Below are 20,296 nucleotides of genomic sequence, written 5' to 3'. Positions count from 1 at the left end.
TGTTTTTTTTGTTAAAAAGTTACATTCAGACCCAACGTGTAAGTGCGGGGAACAGGGAATCTTCCCATGTCGATACCACTGTATATCTCTTCAGGTGAGCTGCCTGAAAAATTATTAAAGTATTTGAGGTTAGATCCTGTAACATAAATTCTTAAGCTTTGGAACAGGTTGTTGGCAACCTCTCCGTCAAGGGTGTAGCTCAGCGTAACTTCTCTGAGGGCCAGATAATCTCCTTTTTCGATCATACGAGAACTTCCGCTGGTTATAGAACCCTGGTCCCAACCACCGGCCAGGTGATTGTTTTGACGGTCCACAAGAGTGAAAATTGGGATGTTGGAATCGGGATTTTCCGGTGTCCATGAATCTGCAATTTCAGCAGGGCCGTTTTGATTTCCTTGTGTTTGTGCAATTCCTTTCACACGGCGACCATTAATAATATGATGCCCTACTGCAAAGTCCGTTTTGACAAACAGGTTGAAATTCTTGTATGAAAGATCGGAAGTCAGCCCACCAACGAAATCGGGGGTGGTTCGTCCGATGACTACTCTGTCGAGATTATTGATGACATTGTCTCCGTTTAAGTCTTTCCATCGGGTATCTCCAAGAAAGCGGGTGTCAGATTTTGTTGCGAATTCCACAATTCGGCCTGCATGCTCATCAATTTCCTGCTGAGTCTGATAGACCCCATCAAATACATAGGAGGTGATCAGGTCATATCCCACGCGTTCGCCTTCCTGTAGCCCTCCAACATATTTAGATTCTCCGGTTGCGGGGTCATAAATTTCCTGACCTCCCTGGCGGTTTTTCTCCACCCCGTTTTCTGGTAATTTATGTGCATAGTTGCGTACTGAATAGTAGGTAAGTCCCATGTTCCAGTTCCAGTCATTGTTTTTAACGATGTCTCCATTTATCTGGAGCTCCAGCCCTTTATTGCGCAAAGTCCCGTTATTGGTGGTAATCGATGAGAATCCGGTCCAGAGCGGGAGAGTTAATCCTGCCAATTTATCCTTCACATCTCTCACGAAGTAGTCACCTATCAATGTAATACGATCGTTGAATAATCCAAGATCAAGACCTATGTTGAATGTTGTGGAACGTTCCCATTTTAAGTCAAGCAGGGGCAGGTTATTGTTTACGTATCCCGATTGGGTGTTGTAAGTACCGGTGGAAGCATAGGTTCCGAACACCCCGAAATTGGAAAGAACTTCGATGTTCCCATTCACACCGTAGCTTAACCGGGGTTTGATATTGCTGATATAATTACTCACCTTTGACTCTTTAAAGAATTCTTCTCGGTGGATATTCCATCCTACTGATACGCCCGGGAAGAAATCGTATTTGTTGTTTCCAAGGCGTGAAGTTCCATCCCTGCGGAAAGTGAATCCGAACAAGTACTTATAATCAAAGTCGTAGTTCAGCTGCCCGAATAGGGATGAAATCTCATATCCTGTTCTGTAAGAGGAAGGCGTTCCGGCAGCTTCTGAGCCAACGTTCATGGTTGGTATCAGGTCGGTCGGAGAAAGACGGGTTGCTGCATTGAAGCTGAATGTCTTTTCTCTGAAATACTCAGTTCCGAGAAGCGCGCTGATGTTGTGGTTTTTTGCAATTCGCTTGTTGTATCTAAGCATTGCAGTGGCCTGGTCGCGAAGGGTTCTGGCATGAGAGGCAGAAGCTCTTCTGTCGGTAATCAATGTTCCCGAGTTAAGATAGGCCTTGTTGAACGACTCATTTGAATTGTTAATGGTGAAATGGCTTCCGCGCAAACTTAGTTTAAAGTCATTCAAAAACCTGTAATCCAATTGAGCCGAAGCGGTCAGACGTTGTTCCAGATTGTCTCGAATAAACTTATCACGATAGTATAATGGATTTCCAAATCCCAGGTAAGTTCCGGGTTGATATTCTTCTGATAAGCTTCCGTCCGGATTATTGTTGTAAATTCTTGATGTCGGCGCCAATCCTGCAGTTCGTTGAAACAGGTTGTATTCGCTGTCGTATGGCAGGTTTTGGCTTGAGTGTGCATAAATAATATTTGATGACACTTTCAGATTGTCCGTGATGTCATACGAACCGTTAAAGGTACCTGAATAACGCTGGAACGAACTTCCAAAGACCAATCCTTTGTCATCTAAATAGCCAAGACCCAGATAGTATGTGGAATTTTCATTTCCTCCATCAACAGAAAGGCTATAGTCTTGAGCATGACTGTCCTGGTAGAACAGTTCGTTCATCTGATTTTCCTGAAAAATGAGCATTGTTCCAGGATTTACAGGGTCTTCTATTGTTTGCCAGCCTTCGTAGTCCAATAAATATCTGTTGTCGTCTGAAAGCACCATTGTGGTATAAATGGAATTGGTAGTATTGTTTCCGGTACCTGCTGCGTTGGCTCCTGTCAAAAACTGGTTGAGCCAGGCATATCCCATTACATCCTGCGCCTGTTTAATTGCAAGTCTGTTATATTTGACGTATTCTGCTGCGTTCAGATAGTCCATTGGATCTTCACGACGTTGATTATTGGTGAATTTTGAGCGAAATGTGACATTCGTTTTTCCGGCTTTTCCTTTTTTTGTCGTTACCAAAATTACTCCATTGGCGGCTCTTGCTCCATATATTGCTGTTGATGCAGCATCTTTCAGTACCTCCATTGATTCAATGTCATCGGAATTTAGAGCATAGAACGATCCTGGTACTCCATCAATCAGAATCAGTGGTGTTCCACTTCCATCGAAGCTTGTTCCTCCTCTTAATGTCATGCTCGGAGTAGATCCTGGTTGTCCTGTTGTTTGGGTTACTTTCAGACCAGCGATGGTTCCCTGAAGCGCTGTTGCGGCATTGGATCGGGGAGCGCTTTCCAACACTTTGGTGTCCAGTTTTGATACAGAAGTTGTCATTTGACTTCTGGTCTGAGTACCGTATCCTACGACCACCACCTCGTCAAGTTTTCTGACTTCTGGCATTAATGCCACATTGATAGTGGTCTGTCCGGTTGACTGAACTTCCTTCGGAACAAATCCGATGAAAGAAAAAACTATGACGTCTCCTTCTGAGGCCGAGATTTCATAATTCCCCTCCATGTCAGTGATTGTCCCCGTGGTTGTTCCCTTGAGCGTGACGGTAGCGCCTGGAAGCGACTCTCCCGTTTCACCGTCCGTCACAGTTCCTGTAATGAGGGTTTGGGCATTTAATACCCCTGCCGTTAGCAAAAGCAGGAGTAAAGTCATGGTTGTTCTTGTTACATTTACCATTGTTTTCATAGAAATTAGATTTTTATGTATGACATAATTGCAAAAGTATTTAATTTATGGTGTGAAATCAAAATTTTTTTTAAAGATTTGTAAAATAATTTTTTATTAAGTATTATATAAGGATTATGAAAGGATTTGATAACGAGCTGGGTAGGGTCGATACCCGAAGTCTGGTTGATAAGGTTGAGATGACCTTAATAGACTATTTAATTCGTAAAAAACTTAAGCCCGGAGACAGAATACCTAAAGAAATTGAGTTAGTTGAAGTTCTTGGTGTTAGCCGGACTGTTGTGAGGGAGTCTCTTAATCGTTTAAAGACGATTGGGTTGATAGAATCGGTTAAGCACCGCGGAGCTGTTATAAAAAGCCCTGACTTGCTTGAAGTGTTAAAAAAAGCTATAATTCCGGGTGTAATGGACAGCAGTACGCTTCGGGATATATTTGAACTGCGTCTGGTACTAGAGATAGGAATGGGAGATCTTATCTTCAAGCGGAAGAAGCCGGAAGATATCCGGGAACTTCATAAAATAGTGGAGAACGAACCGGATTCAAGTGAAAATGTACTTTTTGAAATTGATCATGAAATAAAATTTCACAGCAAGCTGTATCAGATTACCGGAAATCAGACCATGATGAATTTTCAGACTCTTCTTTTGCCGGTTTTTAGCTATGTTTATGATTCAAAGTTAATTGAACGTCCTATAGAGAAGAAGAATTATATGTCACACAAACAATTGGTAGAGATATTGGAGTATGGAAATGGTGAGAAATTCAGAGAAGCAATGCGTATGCATCTGGAGAATCATTTTCAGCGGTTGTTTGGAACCGACTCTGTTTCTTCTTAACTTATCACTTAGCTTGGTTTCGTTTTATTTTGAATTTCAGAAATGAAAAACTTGATAATCATTCTTGTTTTTTCTTCTTCCTTATTGACCGGACTTTGGGGGCAGGCGAACTATCACTTTGAGCAGATTTCTCTGGAACAAGGGCTTTCTGAACCCATGGTTCAATCCATTTTGCGGGATGACAAGGGGCTTCTCTGGATTGGGACCATTGATGGTCTTAACAGGTATGATGGTAATGAAATGATTACTTACTATAGAGATAGTAAAGATCCAACCTCTATTCCCGGGAATCATATCTATTTTGTAAAAAAAGATGACAATCAGAATCTCTGGATAGGAACGAGTCAGGGTCTTGCAAGGTATGACCCGCGTACCAATGGGTTTGACAGAGTGGAACTTTCAGAAGAGCAGTCGGAGAGTGATTATTCAGGTTTTTTGGAGTTGGAAGATAAGGTTGTTTTTGGAAGCTCTGAACACCTCGTAATTTACTCAAAAAACGACCAATCTTATAAATTACTGTCTTTTAAGGGTGAGGTTGGTTTGATATCCCTTCAGTATTCCATCCTTCCCTGGGATGAAGAGCGTGTTTTAATTGGATCCATTTGGAATGGATTGTTTCTATGTCATCTGTTGACAGGTGAGGTTGAGCGCCTTGATTGGGATCTAGGCAGTCGAATTATGGATTTAATTATTGATCAAGAAGGGAAGGTCTGGCTGAGCGTATATGGTCAAGGTTTGATGAAGTTTAATCGCCGAGGTGAGTTGGAGGCATCTTATAAGAGTGCGGATTCAGGTTTAACGAATGACATTATTCTAGACATTTGTTTGGTTGACAGCACTATCTGGATTGGTACAGACGGTGGTGGAGTGAATGTCCTTTATCCCGACAAAGGTGAAATTGTTCCCTTGTCAAATGTTACCCACGAACAAGTCTTTAGTCAGTTGAATTCAATTTACGAGATTTATCAGGATGATTATTCAAATATTTGGTTAGGAACTATTCGGGGAGGAGTTTTTGGGGTTAGAAATACAGGCATCTCTTCTTTCTCGGAAGCTCCACTGGGAACAAATTTAGGAACAACAAACCCTTCGGTAGTCAGTTTGGTTGAAGGGACTTACGGTACCATTTGGGTAGGCACAGACGGAGGGGGAATCAATGCTTTTTACCCGGACAGTAACAGATTTGAGCATTTTCCATCTACCTTATCGTTAAAGGTAAATGGCATGTCCACAATGCCTGGGGGCAAGTTGTTACTTAATGATTATGGTCACAGACCCAGAGTTTTTGATATTGATACGCATGAATTAAAGGATTTTCTTCCCGAGAAGCTGGGGGACTTTGATTTGCCGGGAACCGGTCGGTTAGGGGTAAACATGCATAGGGTTGATGAGCGTATTTTTATTTTTCAGGATTCGATTTATGTTTACAATAGTCCTGATAATAGTATCCGGAGATTAGAGTTGGAAGGCGATTTTTCCACTGAAGGAGAGTTAAAGTTTGCCGGAAGAATGATGGAGAATATTATTCTTTATGGTAATCAGGGGATTTATCGGTTTAATTATCACCAGGAAGAAATTGATTTATTGTTTAGTGCAGAAAAGTTGTCTGAGGATATGATTTACTCTGCCTGTATGTCACCTGATGGGATGATTTGGATTGGAGGGGCCAGAGGGATTTACCAGGTTACCCAGTCGGGACGTGTTATTAGTAGTGAAGAGTCTGATGTTTTTAGAAAGGTGACCAGTATTATTGCAGATCACAAGAATCGTATTTGGTTTGGTACTTCCGGCAGCTTGTTTAGTTACCATAAAGAGTTGGATGTCATCCAATCTTACGGACCGTCAGATGGAGTCCGACCCAATCAGTTTTTGCATAAACCGGTGTTGAGAGCCCAAAACGGAGATGTGTACATGGGAGGGGTTGCTGGTTTTGTCAGAATTAGAGCAGAACGATTATATGAAGATGCGGAATCCGTTGCTGAACCTTCTATCATCAAATTGAAGCAGGATGGGCGATTGTTGGATGAAAAACAATTCCAACGTTTTTCTGAACAGGGTAATATTGTTTTGCCACACGATTTCAATAATCTGGAAATTCATTTGTTTTTGAATGATGAGGAACTTTTTAATAAGCAATATTACAGATATTGGCTTAAGGGAGCAATGATGGATACCATCGAAACCACATCGATGAATCTTAGTTTCTCAAATTTGGAGCATGGTAATTATACCCTTTATGTTTTTGCAAAAACATCGGAGGGGGTGTGGGGAAAGGCTGAAAATCTATTGGAAATTAAAGTTAAGCCTGCCTGGTGGAATACCTGGTGGTTTTATTTGATGGCATCATTGCTCTTTGGAGGGTTATTGTACCTTGTCAGGCACCTCATATACAGCCGAGCAATGGATAAAATGCAGGTGCAGCTGATAAAAAGAGAGAACCAGTTAAATGAACAGAAGGTTAATTTTCTGGTTAATATCTCTCACGAATTGAGAACCCCTTTGAGCTTAATATACAATCCACTTGAAAGGATGTTGAAAGGGCTTTGCAATTCGAAAGAGGAGCAGGCTCAATGGCTACAGAATATATTCCGGAACGTAAATTATATTAAAGGACTTATTGATCAATTGATGGACTACTCCCGAATGGAGAGTACTGAAAATAAATTAGAGCTATCCTCTACTTTGTTTAATCAATGGTTGCTTTCAACAGTTAGAGAATTTGAGAATGTTTTTAGAAATGTGGGGATTGGATTTCAGTTTGAGTTAGATGACAGAATTGGCGAGGCCTCCTTTGATTATGAAAAACTTAAGCGGGTTATTCATAACTTTTTGATGAATGTTTTGCGTCATGCACCTGAGACAAAAACTGTGACCATAAGTAGTCAGTTGCTTTCCGATCAAAGAGTTCGTGTAACCGTTGGAGATGAAGGGCCCGGATTTTCTGCCGGGGATGTTGAGAAAATCTTTGAACGCTACTATACCGACAAAGAAACCAAGGGTGGAACAGGAATTGGGTTGGCTTTTTCAAGGATGCTTATTCAAATGCATCAGGGAAAAATAGGAGCATTGAATAGAGAGAATGGTGGGGCTGAATTGTATTTCGAATTGCCGATGAATTCCGGAGGTAAAAAAAATGAAGGTGAGGCAAAGAGAGAAATTCCTCAGGATCGTGTTCAGGAGCATGAGTATCAGGAATTAGAATTTGTTGACAAGGAGGCTTTGCGTCATTTAACTGTTTTGTTGGTGGAAGATGACCGGGAGCTTTTAAGTTTTCTGAAGGATTCCCTGAGAACGATGTTTAAAAAGGTTCTGACAGCGGGAAACGGCCAGGAGGCTCTGGAGATAGTTGGTTCTGACAGCCCCGATCTTGTCATCAGCGACGTGATGATGCCTGTTATGGATGGCTGGGCACTATGTAAAAAACTGAAATCAGACCCGGAAATCAGTCACATACCTGTAATTCTGCTAACAGCCAGAAGTTCCGAGGCGGATTCGGTTCACGGGTATAAACTGGGAGCCGATCATTACCTGACCAAACCGGTCAGTCTTGATCTGCTGACTTCGGTAGTACAGAATCTGGTACATACCAGGGCGGACCTGAGAAAGAAATACCGGGAAAACAGGAATGTTGTGGATGTTGCAGATGTTACGTTTAGTAATGCGGATGAAAAGTTTCTGAATAAGTTAAATGAAATTATAGAAAAAGAGATTGAGAATCCTGAATTGAACGTGGACTTGCTCGTTGATCGTATGGCAATGAGCAGGGCTTCATTATATACAAAGGTGAAAGCTGTTGTGGGTACCGGTGTGAATAACTACATCAATGAGTACAAAATTAATTTTGCATCACGGATGTTGAAAGAAACCGATCTGTCAATTGCTGAGATTTCTTTTAAATTAGGGTTTTCCAGTCAGGGCTATTTTAGTACGCTATTTAAGCAACAAACAGGGTATTCCCCTAAAAAGTACCGGCAGGTTGAGTAGTGTTTGGTAAAAAAACTTGATGCTTTTGTAATGAACAAAAAGTTATTAATGATCCTGTTTGTAGTGTAAGGTTTGTAAACCATCCATTGAGTTATCAAGAATTCTCTGTTCCATCTACCTTAATCATAAAACAGGTTAGGCATAATCAGGTTGAAAGCCTGACAGCAATAGCCTGGGCACCGTCCAGGGGTTATAGTTATCCCTCACGCCCCCTCTCTTGTTATTACAATTTCCCCTACCAACCCTGCTAAACCCTTTTAGACACTGTTATTGCGAGTGAACACCTCAATTAAATTTTGAGGCATAAAAGGAATATGACAGATATGGGAGGTCCCTGGAAGGGGCCAATTTGAATAACCCCGGGCGGGTAACCCGGGGTTGGCATAACAAATGAATCAGGTCCCCGAATGGGGGCCAACTATTAATTGTCTGATTTTTTGTCTGTTACAAAAATCTGTCATTGGTAGCAGAGCGAAGCAATCTTCTTTCATAATAACAGTTTTTTCCGGACAATAGTGAAAATTTATCTAAGTTATTGGTCTGATGGAACTCGCATGTAAGAAATTATACATATTCTCTTGTGGCAATCGTTGCCATGCTCGTTTCATTAGCTTAAAATTTTGTAATTATCTGATAAAAACCTAATTAAAAATTTGAGAACGAATGGAACCGCTTCGCTCTCGCATAATATTTTTTTAACATGTTCTCTCGTGATATTTATGTTTAAAAATATCATGCTCGTTTCATTGCAATGTTTTTCCCGGGCCGATGAGAAATGGACTACATCTCAGGCCCATCCTTTTCTATTATTGTATTTGTATTTATAAAGCTGTTTAAATTCTCCTTCCAAAAAGGCCAAAGAAGCCTCAAACAAAGACAATATTGAAAAAACAACAGTTAAAATCAGAAAAATACGAGGTTGATAAAATCTATTTTTGACTTTACCGGGAAAAGTTAAATGAGGTGAGAAAAACATTTTTTTGTCCATGGAAAACTTCCAGACATAAAATGCTTTGATCGCTCAACTCAAAACAAGATTAAAACTTCGTATTCATGTGTCAACGATTCAATTCTAAGAAAATTATTACAGGGCTTTTTATTGCTTTCTTTGCTCTTCTGTCTCAAAATCAAACAGCTCAGATAAATGTTGTTCCGGTTCCCCGGGAGGTAACCATGCATCCCGGCGTCTTCCGTTTTGATGGAAATACCCGTTGGGTTACGGAAAATATGACCCAGGAAAAACTGCTGGCAGATTATCTGGAGTATTTCAGGGTATCAGCCAACATAGGGTATCGTCCCGAATCTGGTAGGGAAAATATGAAAAATGCGGTTGTTTTTCGGACCAATAATGGCTTGCCAGACGAAGGATACCTGCTGGATGTGAAAAACAATGTTGTAAGACTGGAGGCTTCTTCCCCTTCAGGATTTCAATATGGAATGAATACCCTGATGCAACTGCTACCCCCTGAGATTTATTCGAGCAAGTGGGAAAAAGATATTGAATGGGAAGTTCCGGCTGTTACTATTAAAGACTATCCACGCTTCAGTTACAGAGGTTTTATGTTGGATGTTGCACGTAAATTTATGCCTAAGGAGCATGTTCTCAAGATCATTGATTATCTGTCATTGCACAAAATCAATTATCTTCATTTGCACCTGGTAGATGACAATGGATGGCGCCTGGAGATCAAAGAGTATCCTGAATTAACGGATGTAGGCGCATGGCGGGCAGATCGATATAATTATTTCTCAGCTCGACAGAATCCTGTTGATGGAGAACCAACGCCTGTGGGGGGCTACTACTCACAGAAAGATATACGGGATATTGTGGCGTACGCTGCCAACAAGCAAATAGAGGTGATACCGGAAATTGAAATGCCGGCACATACGGTCTCTTCTCTTTCCGCATTTCCGCACCTCACCTGCCCTGTTGTGGAAGGACCAATCAATGTGTTACCCGGAATAGGAGGGGATCTGAGTTCCGTGATATACTGTGCCGGCAATGATTCTGTGTTTTCTTTCCTGGAAGACGTCATTGATGAGGTTACCCAATTGTTTCCATCAGAATATATTCATATCGGTGGTGATGAAGCATGGAAAGATAACTGGGAGAAATGCCCGCTTTGTCAGAACCGGATAAAAGAGGAAGGCCTGGAAGATGAAGAAGCACTTCAGGCCTGGTTCGTGAACCGGATAGGTGATTATATCAGAAGTAAAGGGAAGAAAGTCATGGGCTGGGATGAACTAACCAATGGGAAAATTCCTGAAGGAGCTACTATTTTGGGTTGGAGAGGTGATGGTCGTCATGCCCTGAAAGCTGCAGATCAGGGATTCCCGTTTATTATGTCTCCCGCCATTCCGTTTTATTTTATCCGATATCAGGGGCCGCAGTGGTTTGAGCCATTTACTTATTTTGGCAACAATACGCTGCGCGATGTTTACAATTATGAACCTTCGGATGACATGAATTCCGGTCAGTTTAATTTACTGAAAGGTGTTCAGGCATGTTTGTGGAGTGAGTTTATTGATGATCCGGAGGAGGCAGAATACATGATATTTCCCCGGTTGGCAGCATTCTCTGAGGTTGCATGGAGTAACCCCGAAAACCGTTATTGGGATCAATTTCTTCCACGACTGGATCATCTCACTGAAATTTATGATCATCTGGGAGTGAATTATGCTTCCAAATCAATGTTCAACCTGTTCCACTCTGTTCGTCCCTTGGATGGGAATCTTGAAATTGACTTATCCTGTATCCGGCCTGATGTTGATGTCAGATATACCACTGACCGGGATGAACCGGATGCCTCTTCAACGATATATGATGCCCCATTTGAAGTGGAGGATGGAGAGATTGTCCGGGCTGCTTCATTTGTTGGAGCAGAAAGAAAAGGGGAGATATTGACACTGAATCTGAGGTACAATAAAGCTACCGGAGCCAGTGTGATGTCTGAGGAGCACAATGCCGGTGTTTTAACCAATGGTTTATTGGGAAGTGAGAAGCTTACTGACGGGGAGTATGTTGATCTTTACAATCGTGGTGGTGAATTTGTAATTGACCTTGGTAAAAAGAAGTCATTTTCAAAGGTTACGTTCAGTTTTCTGAACAATTATGGTCGAGCAGTGCATCTACCTTCCGAAATTCAGGTTTCAGTAAGTGAAAATGGACGAAAATATCGTTTGGTGGTCGATCGAAAATTATCAGAACATGAACGCCTATCAGAGGGAATTAAGCATGAAATGGTTGGGTTTAACCTGGATCAGGTTAATGCACAGTATGTGAAGATCCTCCTCAAAGCAACCGGGATAATGCCGGAAGGACATGTATTGGAAAATGATCCGGGACGGATTGGGTTTGATGAAGTGAGGGTCGAGTAACCGATAAGATCAATCAGATAAAATAAAAAGGGGCTGCCTCGCGAGAGGCAGCCCCTTTTGTAATTATTTAGGAGAATGGTACTAGTTAATTGAACCGGCTCCGTATTGTGGGTTGTTTTTGTCGAACCACAATCTTTCAGAATTCAGAACTTGAGGATCTAATGTTCCTGTGGTAAATCCTTGTTCAGTAACAGAATTCAACTCGTTTTCGTAGTTTTTGCTATCTTCAGTGGGCGTGCCAATTCTAAAACGACGTGGTAATGTTATCTCATTACCGGATGATAACAAATCTTCCCAAGCGAGATAGTTACTGTTCTTTTTAGGAATTCCAGCTCTGCGCACCAGTGTCCACATATCATTTGGTGTGTTTGCAAAGTTGATATACTGTTGGATGTAAACCTTTTCCAGACCATCTGTTGTTAAGTCATATGCCGGTTGAGTTAGCAGCGCATCAATTTCTCCTTCCTTTAATTTAGTAGAAGCAGCTTCAGCTTCTGCATCCAAAGCATAAACGGGATCACTATTGTAATATGGCATTTGGTTGTTGTCCGCAACGGCATCCATTCTTCTAACAGACAATCTTACTCCCTGGTCAAAATAATCCTGTGCAGCTCCCGGGATGTTTGCTCCCAATAATTTGAACTCAGCCAGGTAAAGATTGGTTTCAGCAGATGATCCTAATACTACATTCAGAGGAGGGTCGTTGTCTTTCAGTTGGATTACTCTTCCCCCTGGTTTTGTGGGGTAGGTGTAATCGTAAGAAGTTCTGACTACTTTTTCTGAATACAAAGAGGTTCCTGCATACGATTTTTCTGCGTCTCCGGCTGAAATTCTAAACAGTGATCCCTGGTTGAAGTAGATGTCATTTTCGCCTTCAAGCTGAGCATCCGGGGCTAATGGAATTCCATGATAACGAACCCAGGGTTCACCGGGACCTGCCCATCCTGCGAAATTGCCATCTCCATCATAGGTGACATATTGCTCCACGTATGGGGGAAGATCAACTTCTGCATCTATAAAAGCTTGTACAACCTCAGCATTGAAACCGTTTTTCTCGAAAATGAAACGCAAGCGCGGATCCAGGTTGTCACGTAAAAAGTTGATTACGTTCTGACCTCCATAACCAATCCACATTCCTTCCAGAGTTCCGTAATACTTTATTCCACGATGGTATATAAAGTCATCACCCAGAGCATTCATGTAGCCTGCTTCTGATGTGGCAACATCCTCTGCTATTTGGAGAGCTTTGGGCAGGTCAATGTTAATCATCCTGGCTGCAATCTTCAGCTTCAGAAGGTTGCAGAATTTTGCCCATTTTGAGTAGTCTCCGTTATATATTAAATCCTGAGTTCCAAAGTCAATCTGGTTTTCAGCATTCGAAAGAATGTTGATTGCTTCATCCAGTTGATTTAACCAAAGATTGTAAAGCTCCTCCTGGTTGTCATACTCGGGAGTAATTAACGGAGGGTTGGTGAAAGGAGCCATACCTGCCTCTTCATAAATTACTGAACCTACGAGGTCAGAATTTGCCATTGCCGGCAATATCTGAACAGGGTAAGTGATTGCTTTGAGGACCTGATGTCTGGCCTTTTCTTCGTCACTCATTTGATCAATCCGATACTGAATATCTCTTGTTTGAGGGAAAAGAGCACGATAAATATTCTGAGTGCCAAAGGGCCCCATTTCGTTTATGTCAGGGCCATTACCTCCCTGTTCGGATGTCAACTGAGACCATGGGAAGATGTACTGAAAGTTGTTGTAGAACCAGGTTGTGTAGTCATTCTCATACATTTGCTCAACGGCCTTGGTAAGAGAAAAACGCAAATCGGGTTCATCCAGGACTGCCGGATCAGTATTCAATTCGGCAAACTCATCTTTATCACAGCCTATGGCCGTAATAAGGAAAAGACCTAATAGGATAAATGATATATTTTTCATAACAATTAATACTTTTAGTTATTCTTAGAAGTCAACTTTTACGGTGAAAGTATAGCTTGCGGTATAAGGCATAAACGAACGCTCCAGGAAGCTTTCTGTACTGGTGGTTCCCCGGAATCCTTCGGGATTTAGATTGTTGGGCATTGAGTTGTAAAGATATCCCAGATTTCGTGCGTTAAATGCAAGGTAAAGGTTTTGAGCTTTGATGGATTGAGCTATACTTTTTGGGAGGTTATATCCCACAGAAATATTACGTAAAGCAATGTATTTAACTTCTTCAAACCAATCATCGTTTACGACTCCGCTTCCCCATGAGTTGTTGAAATAAGTGTGGGTGCCAGCATGTGTAGGCTCAACATACCCTGCATCAAAAGCTTCCTGATAGGTCATTCCACCAACATCAACGGTGCTTCCGTTAGGAGCTGTTACCGTTTGTCCTTCCTGGAAAACCCCATCAGGTATTACCCCATCTGAATATGTTCTTCCTTCGGTATCAGAATATTCTGAAGTCCATTCTACACCACCATGTTGAGGGTCACGTCCGGCTAGAGATGTCTCAAGCCATCCGTAAGCAGTACCATAACGGTTTGCATATGATGCAAGGTGCCCTCCATATCTGGCATCCAGAAGAACTGACAAGGTGAGCCCTTTAAAGCTGAAACTGTTGTCCCAGGAGCCTTCAAAGTCTGGCTGCATCTTACCAACTTCTTCCACCTCATAACTGCGTGTATAATATGCGCCTCTCCAGTCATCTCTCCAGGTAAGAACTTTCATTCCGTTCCGGGGATCATTGGCATCCTCAGATTGCCATACTTTTGGTTTGCTGTCAGACATCAGAACGCCATACTCACCGCCTTCGTATGCCACCGAGCCAATCCGGAAGTTTCCATAATCAACATAACCACCAAGCACACGATATGCACCATAATCTTCGTGCAACTCAGTGATTTTGGTTGTGTTGTCCCAATAGTTGAAGGTTGTGGTCCAGTTAAAGTTTGATGTTTTAACCGGGGTTAGTTTCAAACTTATTTCAAGACCTGAATTGTTCAATGTTCCAACATTGGTTAATAATTCATTAACTCCGGATTCATAAGGGATAGGAACATTACCGATTTGGTTCTCAATGGTTTCATCGTAATAGGTGACATCCAAGCCAACCCGGTTCTGTAACATTCTTAAATCCAAACCTGCTTCAAATGAGTTTTTGCGTTCCGGTTTAATGTCAGGATCTACAGATGTTGTTGACCTTGTATTGTAATAAGCAAAGCTTGACTCATTGATTTGGTGGTTTCCGACAGAATATCCCTTGTTGATATTGTAAGGATCTGTGTCATTACCTACTTGTGCCCATGATAAACGAACTTTTCCGAAAGTCATCCATGCCGGTGTGTCAAATGATTCGGTGAAAATCCATGATGAACTTACTGAAGGGTAAAAGTAGGAGTAGTTTCCTGTACCATCGGTATAAACTAAAGAAGAAGACCAGTCGTTTCGTCCTGTGATGTCAAGGAATAGTTGATCCCTCCATCCAAAATTTGCCAGGAAGTAAAGCGAATTAATCTGCTTTGTTCCATATACACGTCCTTCGCTGAGCTTGGTCTTTTTGGAGTTGTCCAGAAAGAATTTACCGGGAACAATCAGTCCTCCGTCAGTCCAGGCACGGGTCATTGACATTTCCTGGTCAAAAATTTCCCCGCCGAGCATTACACTGGTTGAGATATCTTCAGTGATGTCACCATTGATGTTGGCTACTAACTTCCCGGTGCGACTAACATTCCGGTCATGTTTCAACTCGTAATATCCTCCTTCATTGGCATATCCTTGTCCCAGTTGCTTAAGTTCATGTTCCATGGTATAATGGTTCATGTTTCCTTCGGCTGTGATGGAAACCCAATCGGAGAGATCCGCTGTTAATCTTACAATCGGACGGGTTACCTGTTCTTTTCGAACATTCTCATTCATGTTATATGAAAACCAAATGGAGTTTCCGGGAACATAAGCGTATTTGTCTCCATATGCACTGCTTGGAACTCCTCCGTGTGAAGCCTGATAAATTTCTCTTTCTTTCCAGCGCTCGGTGTCATAGAGATTGTTTAGACCACCTGTTGCAAATTGCTGTGCAAGGTCGTTTTGCGGATTCTTGGGCGTGGATGTAGTAAAAGAGATTGATGCTTCAGCTCTAAGCCAACTGGCTAAATTGTATGAGCCGGAAAACTTAGTTGCATTTCTGCTAAAGGTGTTTTTTGGTAAGGTACCATTCCTGTAGTTGTAAGAATGAGAGAGGTAAAAATTACCATCCTCATTTCCACCCTTCAAGGCAACAGATGTGTTACTGTTTATTCCCAAATCATAAGCATCAAGCATATTGTCCTTTGCAGGCAGGTATGGACGCATTTCCCCATCGTAATGTTCTACCATCCGGCCATCATATTTTGGCCCGAATCCGTAGCCTCCGCCCCATGGATGGCTTCGGAATGATGGATCTCCATTGCTGTTTAAGTAGAATTGCTGAGAATCAAATCGATAATATCTGTCGTTGGCATCTTTCTCTCCATAATCGATATAGCCAGGCATAACCCCCGGACCGTATTCGTATTGAAGATCAGGTGTGTTATACACATGATCAATACCAACGGTTTGACTTACTGAAACACCTATTCCTTTGGCACCTTCACCATCTTTTGTTGTGATTACGACGGCGCCATTAATACCACGTGATCCATACAATGCTGTTGCAGCGGCACCTTTTAGTACCGATACAGACTCGTACTCATCCGGGTTTAGGTTTTTCAACATGTTTCCAAAATCGTTGGAGCTGGCAGCCCAGTCGGCAGAAGAATCTGTAATATTGTTGTCAAGAATGACTCCATCAACAACAAAAATTGGTTGGTTGTTTTTTGAATTCATAACAGATACTCCCCGAATCTGGATCTTAGAGTTTCCAAACAGGCCACCATCAGAAGCACCGATGGTCAAACCGGTTGATTTACCCTGAAGTGCCTGTACAGGGTTGACGGTGTTTGTGGATGCGATTTCATCACCAGCCACTTCTGTCATTCCGTAACCCAGTTTTTTGGTCTCTCTCTTAATCCCCAGCGCAGTTACTACCACTTCGTCAAGGCCCAGACTCTCTTCTTCAAGAGTTACATTGATGGTCGAACGGCCTTCCACCGGAATAACCTGAGTGTTAAATCCGATAAATGAAAATACCAGGGTGCCGTTTTCGGGGGCATCCAGGCTATAGTTACCATCCATGTCGGTAATGGTTCCTGTGGTAGTTCCCTGTATCACAATGTTTGCTCCCGGAACAGGCATTCCTTGTGTGTCCTGGACATTACCTGAAACTGTAATTGTTTGTTGCTGTTGCAGGCTTGAAATGACTTTTTCATTGTTCTCATCAGCAAAAGCTGAAGCAGCTCCTCCAAAAGCCAGTAACCCGGCTAATGTTAAAGCCCCAATTTTGCTGTTCCATTTCCCCGTTTCCAGGGGGAAACAACTTTTTAATCGCCTCATAGACTAGATTTTTAATTAATAATTAAGTAAAACATAAACCTGACTTTCAAATTGAATTTCATTCAATTTACAAATTTTTACATAAAATGACCTTGGTGATTAACTTTCTTTTGTTAAAAAAGAATAGAGTTAATTCTTTAATGGTGTTTTATATTGTGCAAATGTATTATTTTTTATTTCTTTTGCACATTCTTTTATTATTTTTTTACAAAAGTTTCTTTTGTTGGTCGGGTTATTCTTGTTTGTTTTTGTTGTTTAGCGAACAATGGCTAATACAAAAAACTACAATAAAAGACAAAAATTAACTATTGTTTTGCCTTTGCTTTATTGTTAACTGTTTGTATGTCAGGAGCTAAACTTCTGATTGAGGAAGTTTTTTATGATATGGGTTTGCAACCGGGGTTCTTGACTGACGTTGATTTTCGATTCACGTTTGCCCCTTGTAGGGATGAGTCAGTTTTGTCATCTCCGCATTATGCGCTACTCTCTTTTGAGGTAGGCACTCATGATGACAAAAGAAGCTCATAACCAAACCTTAGGAATAGTCCATATTTAATTACTTTCAATTACTTGTCCTTCTTCAGTGTACAGGGACACGGGGCCGTCGAGCAAAACGGCTATGACTGTAGCTTCCGGATCAAGTACAGATTCAGGAACGGGGATGTAGGCAATTCCAGGAACATCACTCCAATACAGTTTTCCAAGAATTTGGTGTGATAATTTAGTGGCGTTGCCAACGACCCAGATGCGGTTTATCTTATTGCGCAACCCTTTAATCATTAGCGGTCCGTTTGGTTTTCCATCAAGCAGGAGATACAAAATGTTTTCATCTTTAGACAACAGGGAGTTTCCTGCAAAATGCTGTGTAGAGATGCCGGGTTTTACTTTTCCCATCAGGGGGAGGTGTTTTTGGTTCCATGCCTGGTTTTTCGCAAGTTTAGCGAATTCCTCCATTGCCTGATTGGTCTCCGGTTCTCCGGGTTTTACCTGATCAGCAAAGTCAACTGCAATAACAGTGATTGCCGGATCGCATACTTCTGATGGAATGTTAACCGCCAGGTTGGCCTGCTCCTGATTATATTGATAATCGATTTTGGTTTTCCTGCCAACCAATCTTACATTCTCAACTTTCCCGTTGATGCCATGCACAAAAATGGGGCTTTCAGGAGTGTAATCCAGATACAGGTATAGTGTTTTGTGATCCTTGCTAAGGGCCGTGGGGCCATTGAAATGCCCCTCGGGCAGACCTTCTCTGGTACCGTAAATGGCTTCACTGTGCTTGCTTGTCCACCGGCCGAACTCTTCAAGGATTTCGATTTGTGGTTTTGGGATCGTACCATCCTGCATAGGACCAACATCCAGTAACAGGTTTCCTCCCTTGCTGATGCAATCCACAAAGGTTCGCAGCAGTTGGTAAGGCGTTTTATAATTGTGGTCGTTGTGCTGATATCCCCAGCTGTCATTCATGGTAAGGCAAAGTTCCCAGTATGGGTTTTCGGGCTGAGCCACCGGGACTCCTTGTTCCGGAGTCATGTAATCGCCATATTCATTGAGTCGGCTGTTAATGATTACCCCTTCGTTATAGGAAAACAACTTTTCTCTTACCTGTTTTGACCTCCATTCGTCGGCAGAATGTTCCCAGTCTCCGTCGAACCAGTAAAGATCGGGATTAAATGTGGAGGAGAGTTCATCCAGTTGTTCGAAGTAAAAGTCCACAAAACGGGCCCATCGCTCCGGATTGTTCGAATATCTGACGCTGTCGCGTTTGAATGCCGGGTAATCCGGGTACGACCAGTCTATTAGTGAGTAATAGAGTCCCACTTTAAGATCGTTTTTACGAAGTTCATTGACAAAGGGGGTTATCAGATCCTTTTTTGCAGGGGTGTGTTTTGTCACTTTGTAGTGATCTGTTTCTGAATCCCAGAGAGCCACCCCGTCATGATGTTTGGTGGTGATGACCGAGTATTTAGCCCCTGCATTTTTGAAAAGTTTAGCCCATCGTTCGGCATCGAAGTTGGAAGCGGTAAATCCGTTAAGCTGGTTCATGTAATCCTCGTGGGAGATATATCCGTTGAAGAAAGACCAGGACTCATCAATCCCATTTACGGCATAAATCCCATAATGAACAAAAATACCCAGTTTGGCATCTTTGAACCATTCCATTCTATCGGCCTTTTCTTCTTTTGTTTCTTGTGCCTCAACGGTGAATAAAACCATGAGGAGAGATATTAAAAACAGAGTTGATTTGCGAATCATAGCTGAATGTTTTAAGAACGATTAGTTATTCATTTTTGCTGACCACACCCGGCCCTCCTGGTTGATGAACCAGTCGGAGTTGCTTAGGGATGATTTTATTTCAAAGGTGTGCCATCCCGTGCGAATTTCATAAGATTCATTTAACGCATCAGTATTAAATCCCACCTCTCTGAGCTGATTTAGAGAATCGGCAAAATGACCATGGAGGCCATGATACTTTCTTTGGGCCAGGAAAATATTCCTAAGGGCCCATTTGGTCTCTTCTTCTAAGCGATTTTCAAATTTTGAGCTTCCGGCTCCGGACTCTGATTCCGAAAACTGGACATATCCCCATGTCTCCGGTCGGTGCATATCGATTACTCCCTGCGGAGACCATACCCAGTTTTCTTCAGGCAGTGGGTTTCCGGTTTCGGGGTCTGTTATTTTCTCATAGACGCCATCCACTAATCTGGTGTGCCACTGAACACGGCTGAAATTAACCCTCCATTGGGTTCCTTCTGTAGGTTTTTTCTTTCCGTCAAGCTCGGCGAGGGTGGCAAGGGGGATGGCCATCTCCACATACCAGCAGGAATCCTTGTCTTCAGGATGGTTTAAAGTTCCGTTGATGTGAACTGCTGTTTTTATCCCGGGAGATTCCAGACTGTTTATTGGAGGCCCGCCAACTCTGTATGGCTTGACCAGTAGGAGATCCCAGATGGTGTTGAGTGCATTTATTTCCAACTCGTAATAGAGGTGTGTGTCGCCGGATGGGTCAATGAAAACCTCGAAGTCGTTATCACGAAAAATAACTGCATCATGTCGGGTGATGGTTCCCTGGATATGAGGTTCTTCCAGACGTGCGGCTACGTAAAAATAGTTGTCGTCCCAGAGCATCTTGACTCTGGTTGCATAAGCAGGGGTGGGAAATCCAGCCCCTCTGATATCCACAAATTCACCGGACCATTCTGCTTTTGTCCAGCTGTATTCATCCGGAATTCCATCAATATTTATGGAGTCAGATGTACGGTAACAAACATATTTTTCCCGGTTTAATTCAGGTACGGGTGCATCTTTGTGCCAGTATTTGTTTTTTGTTTTTCCCTGAATTGAGGCGGTCAAAAGAATAAGTGTAAATGCGAGTAATACAAATTTCATTTTTTC

8 protein-coding genes are annotated in these 20,296 nt (G+C 42.2%); 3 read left to right on the top strand and 5 right to left on the bottom strand.

Annotated elements, in window-relative coordinates:
* Positions 1-11: 11 nt before the first annotated feature.
* Positions 12-3,251, bottom strand: a complete 3,240-nt coding sequence (locus BY457_RS01865; protein WP_219885122.1) for a SusC/RagA family TonB-linked outer membrane protein — start codon at positions 3,249-3,251, stop codon at positions 12-14.
* 116 nt (positions 3,252-3,367) lie between these two features.
* On the opposite strand from BY457_RS01865, the gene BY457_RS01860 reads away from it, so the two are divergent.
* The 3 genes from BY457_RS01860 to BY457_RS01845 all read left to right on the top strand — a co-directional run bounded on the left by BY457_RS01860 (position 3,368) and on the right by BY457_RS01845 (position 11,449).
* Positions 3,368-4,087 (top strand): FadR/GntR family transcriptional regulator, encoded by a 720-nt coding sequence (locus tag BY457_RS01860; protein ID WP_106151642.1) that lies wholly within the window; start codon positions 3,368-3,370, stop codon positions 4,085-4,087.
* Positions 4,088-4,129: 42 nt separating this feature from the next.
* Positions 4,130-8,071: a hybrid sensor histidine kinase/response regulator transcription factor gene (locus tag BY457_RS01855; RefSeq protein WP_106151641.1), complete on the top strand. Its 3,942-nt coding sequence runs from the start codon at positions 4,130-4,132 to the stop codon at positions 8,069-8,071.
* Between the two features lie 1,053 nt (positions 8,072-9,124).
* A complete protein-coding gene (locus BY457_RS01845; protein WP_106151639.1) occupies positions 9,125-11,449 on the top strand; it encodes a beta-N-acetylhexosaminidase in 2,325 nt (774 codons plus the stop codon).
* Positions 11,450-11,530: 81 nt separating this feature from the next.
* Here the strand turns inward: BY457_RS01845 and BY457_RS01840 are convergent, their stop codons facing one another.
* The 4 genes from BY457_RS01840 to BY457_RS01825 form a co-directional block, all read right to left on the bottom strand.
* A complete protein-coding gene (locus BY457_RS01840; protein ID WP_106151638.1) occupies positions 11,531-13,387 on the bottom strand; it encodes a SusD/RagB family nutrient-binding outer membrane lipoprotein in 1,857 nt (618 codons plus the stop codon).
* Positions 13,388-13,411: 24 nt separating this feature from the next.
* Positions 13,412-16,900, bottom strand: coding sequence for a SusC/RagA family TonB-linked outer membrane protein (locus tag BY457_RS01835; protein WP_106151637.1), 3,489 nt, complete (start codon positions 16,898-16,900; stop codon positions 13,412-13,414).
* A gap of 552 nt (positions 16,901-17,452) precedes the next feature.
* Complete coding sequence (locus BY457_RS01830; protein ID WP_106151636.1) at positions 17,453-19,156, bottom strand: alpha-L-fucosidase; 1,704 nt, start codon at positions 19,154-19,156, stop codon at positions 17,453-17,455.
* 21 nt (positions 19,157-19,177) lie between these two features.
* Entirely contained in the window at positions 19,178-20,290 is a 1,113-nt protein-coding gene (locus tag BY457_RS01825; RefSeq protein WP_106151635.1) for a carbohydrate-binding family 9-like protein, read from the bottom strand.
* Positions 20,291-20,296: the final 6 nt, after the last annotated feature.

Source organism: Marinilabilia salmonicolor, from assembly GCF_003003035.1.
In the GTDB taxonomy this organism is placed as follows: domain Bacteria; phylum Bacteroidota; class Bacteroidia; order Bacteroidales; family Marinilabiliaceae; genus Marinilabilia; species Marinilabilia salmonicolor_A.
Note: the sequence above shows the minus strand (reverse complement) of the source record. Positions and strands in the feature narration are given on the sequence as shown.

Excerpts from the sequence above, each read along its gene's own strand:
- BY457_RS01865 (WP_219885122.1), bottom strand. The coding sequence starts at position 3,251 with ATGAAAACAATGGTAAATGTAACAAGAACAACCATGACTTTACTCCTG.
- BY457_RS01855 (WP_106151641.1), top strand. The coding sequence starts at position 4,130 with ATGAAAAACTTGATAATCATTCTTGTTTTTTCTTCTTCCTTATTGACC.
- BY457_RS01840 (WP_106151638.1), bottom strand. The coding sequence starts at position 13,387 with ATGAAAAATATATCATTTATCCTATTAGGTCTTTTCCTTATTACGGCC.
- BY457_RS01825 (WP_106151635.1), bottom strand. The coding sequence starts at position 20,290 with ATGAAATTTGTATTACTCGCATTTACACTTATTCTTTTGACCGCCTCA.
- BY457_RS01860 (WP_106151642.1), top strand. The coding sequence starts at position 3,368 with ATGAAAGGATTTGATAACGAGCTGGGTAGGGTCGATACCCGAAGTCTG.
- BY457_RS01830 (WP_106151636.1), bottom strand. The coding sequence starts at position 19,156 with ATGATTCGCAAATCAACTCTGTTTTTAATATCTCTCCTCATGGTTTTA.
- BY457_RS01845 (WP_106151639.1), top strand. The coding sequence starts at position 9,125 with ATGTGTCAACGATTCAATTCTAAGAAAATTATTACAGGGCTTTTTATT.
- BY457_RS01835 (WP_106151637.1), bottom strand. The coding sequence starts at position 16,900 with ATGAGGCGATTAAAAAGTTGTTTCCCCCTGGAAACGGGGAAATGGAAC.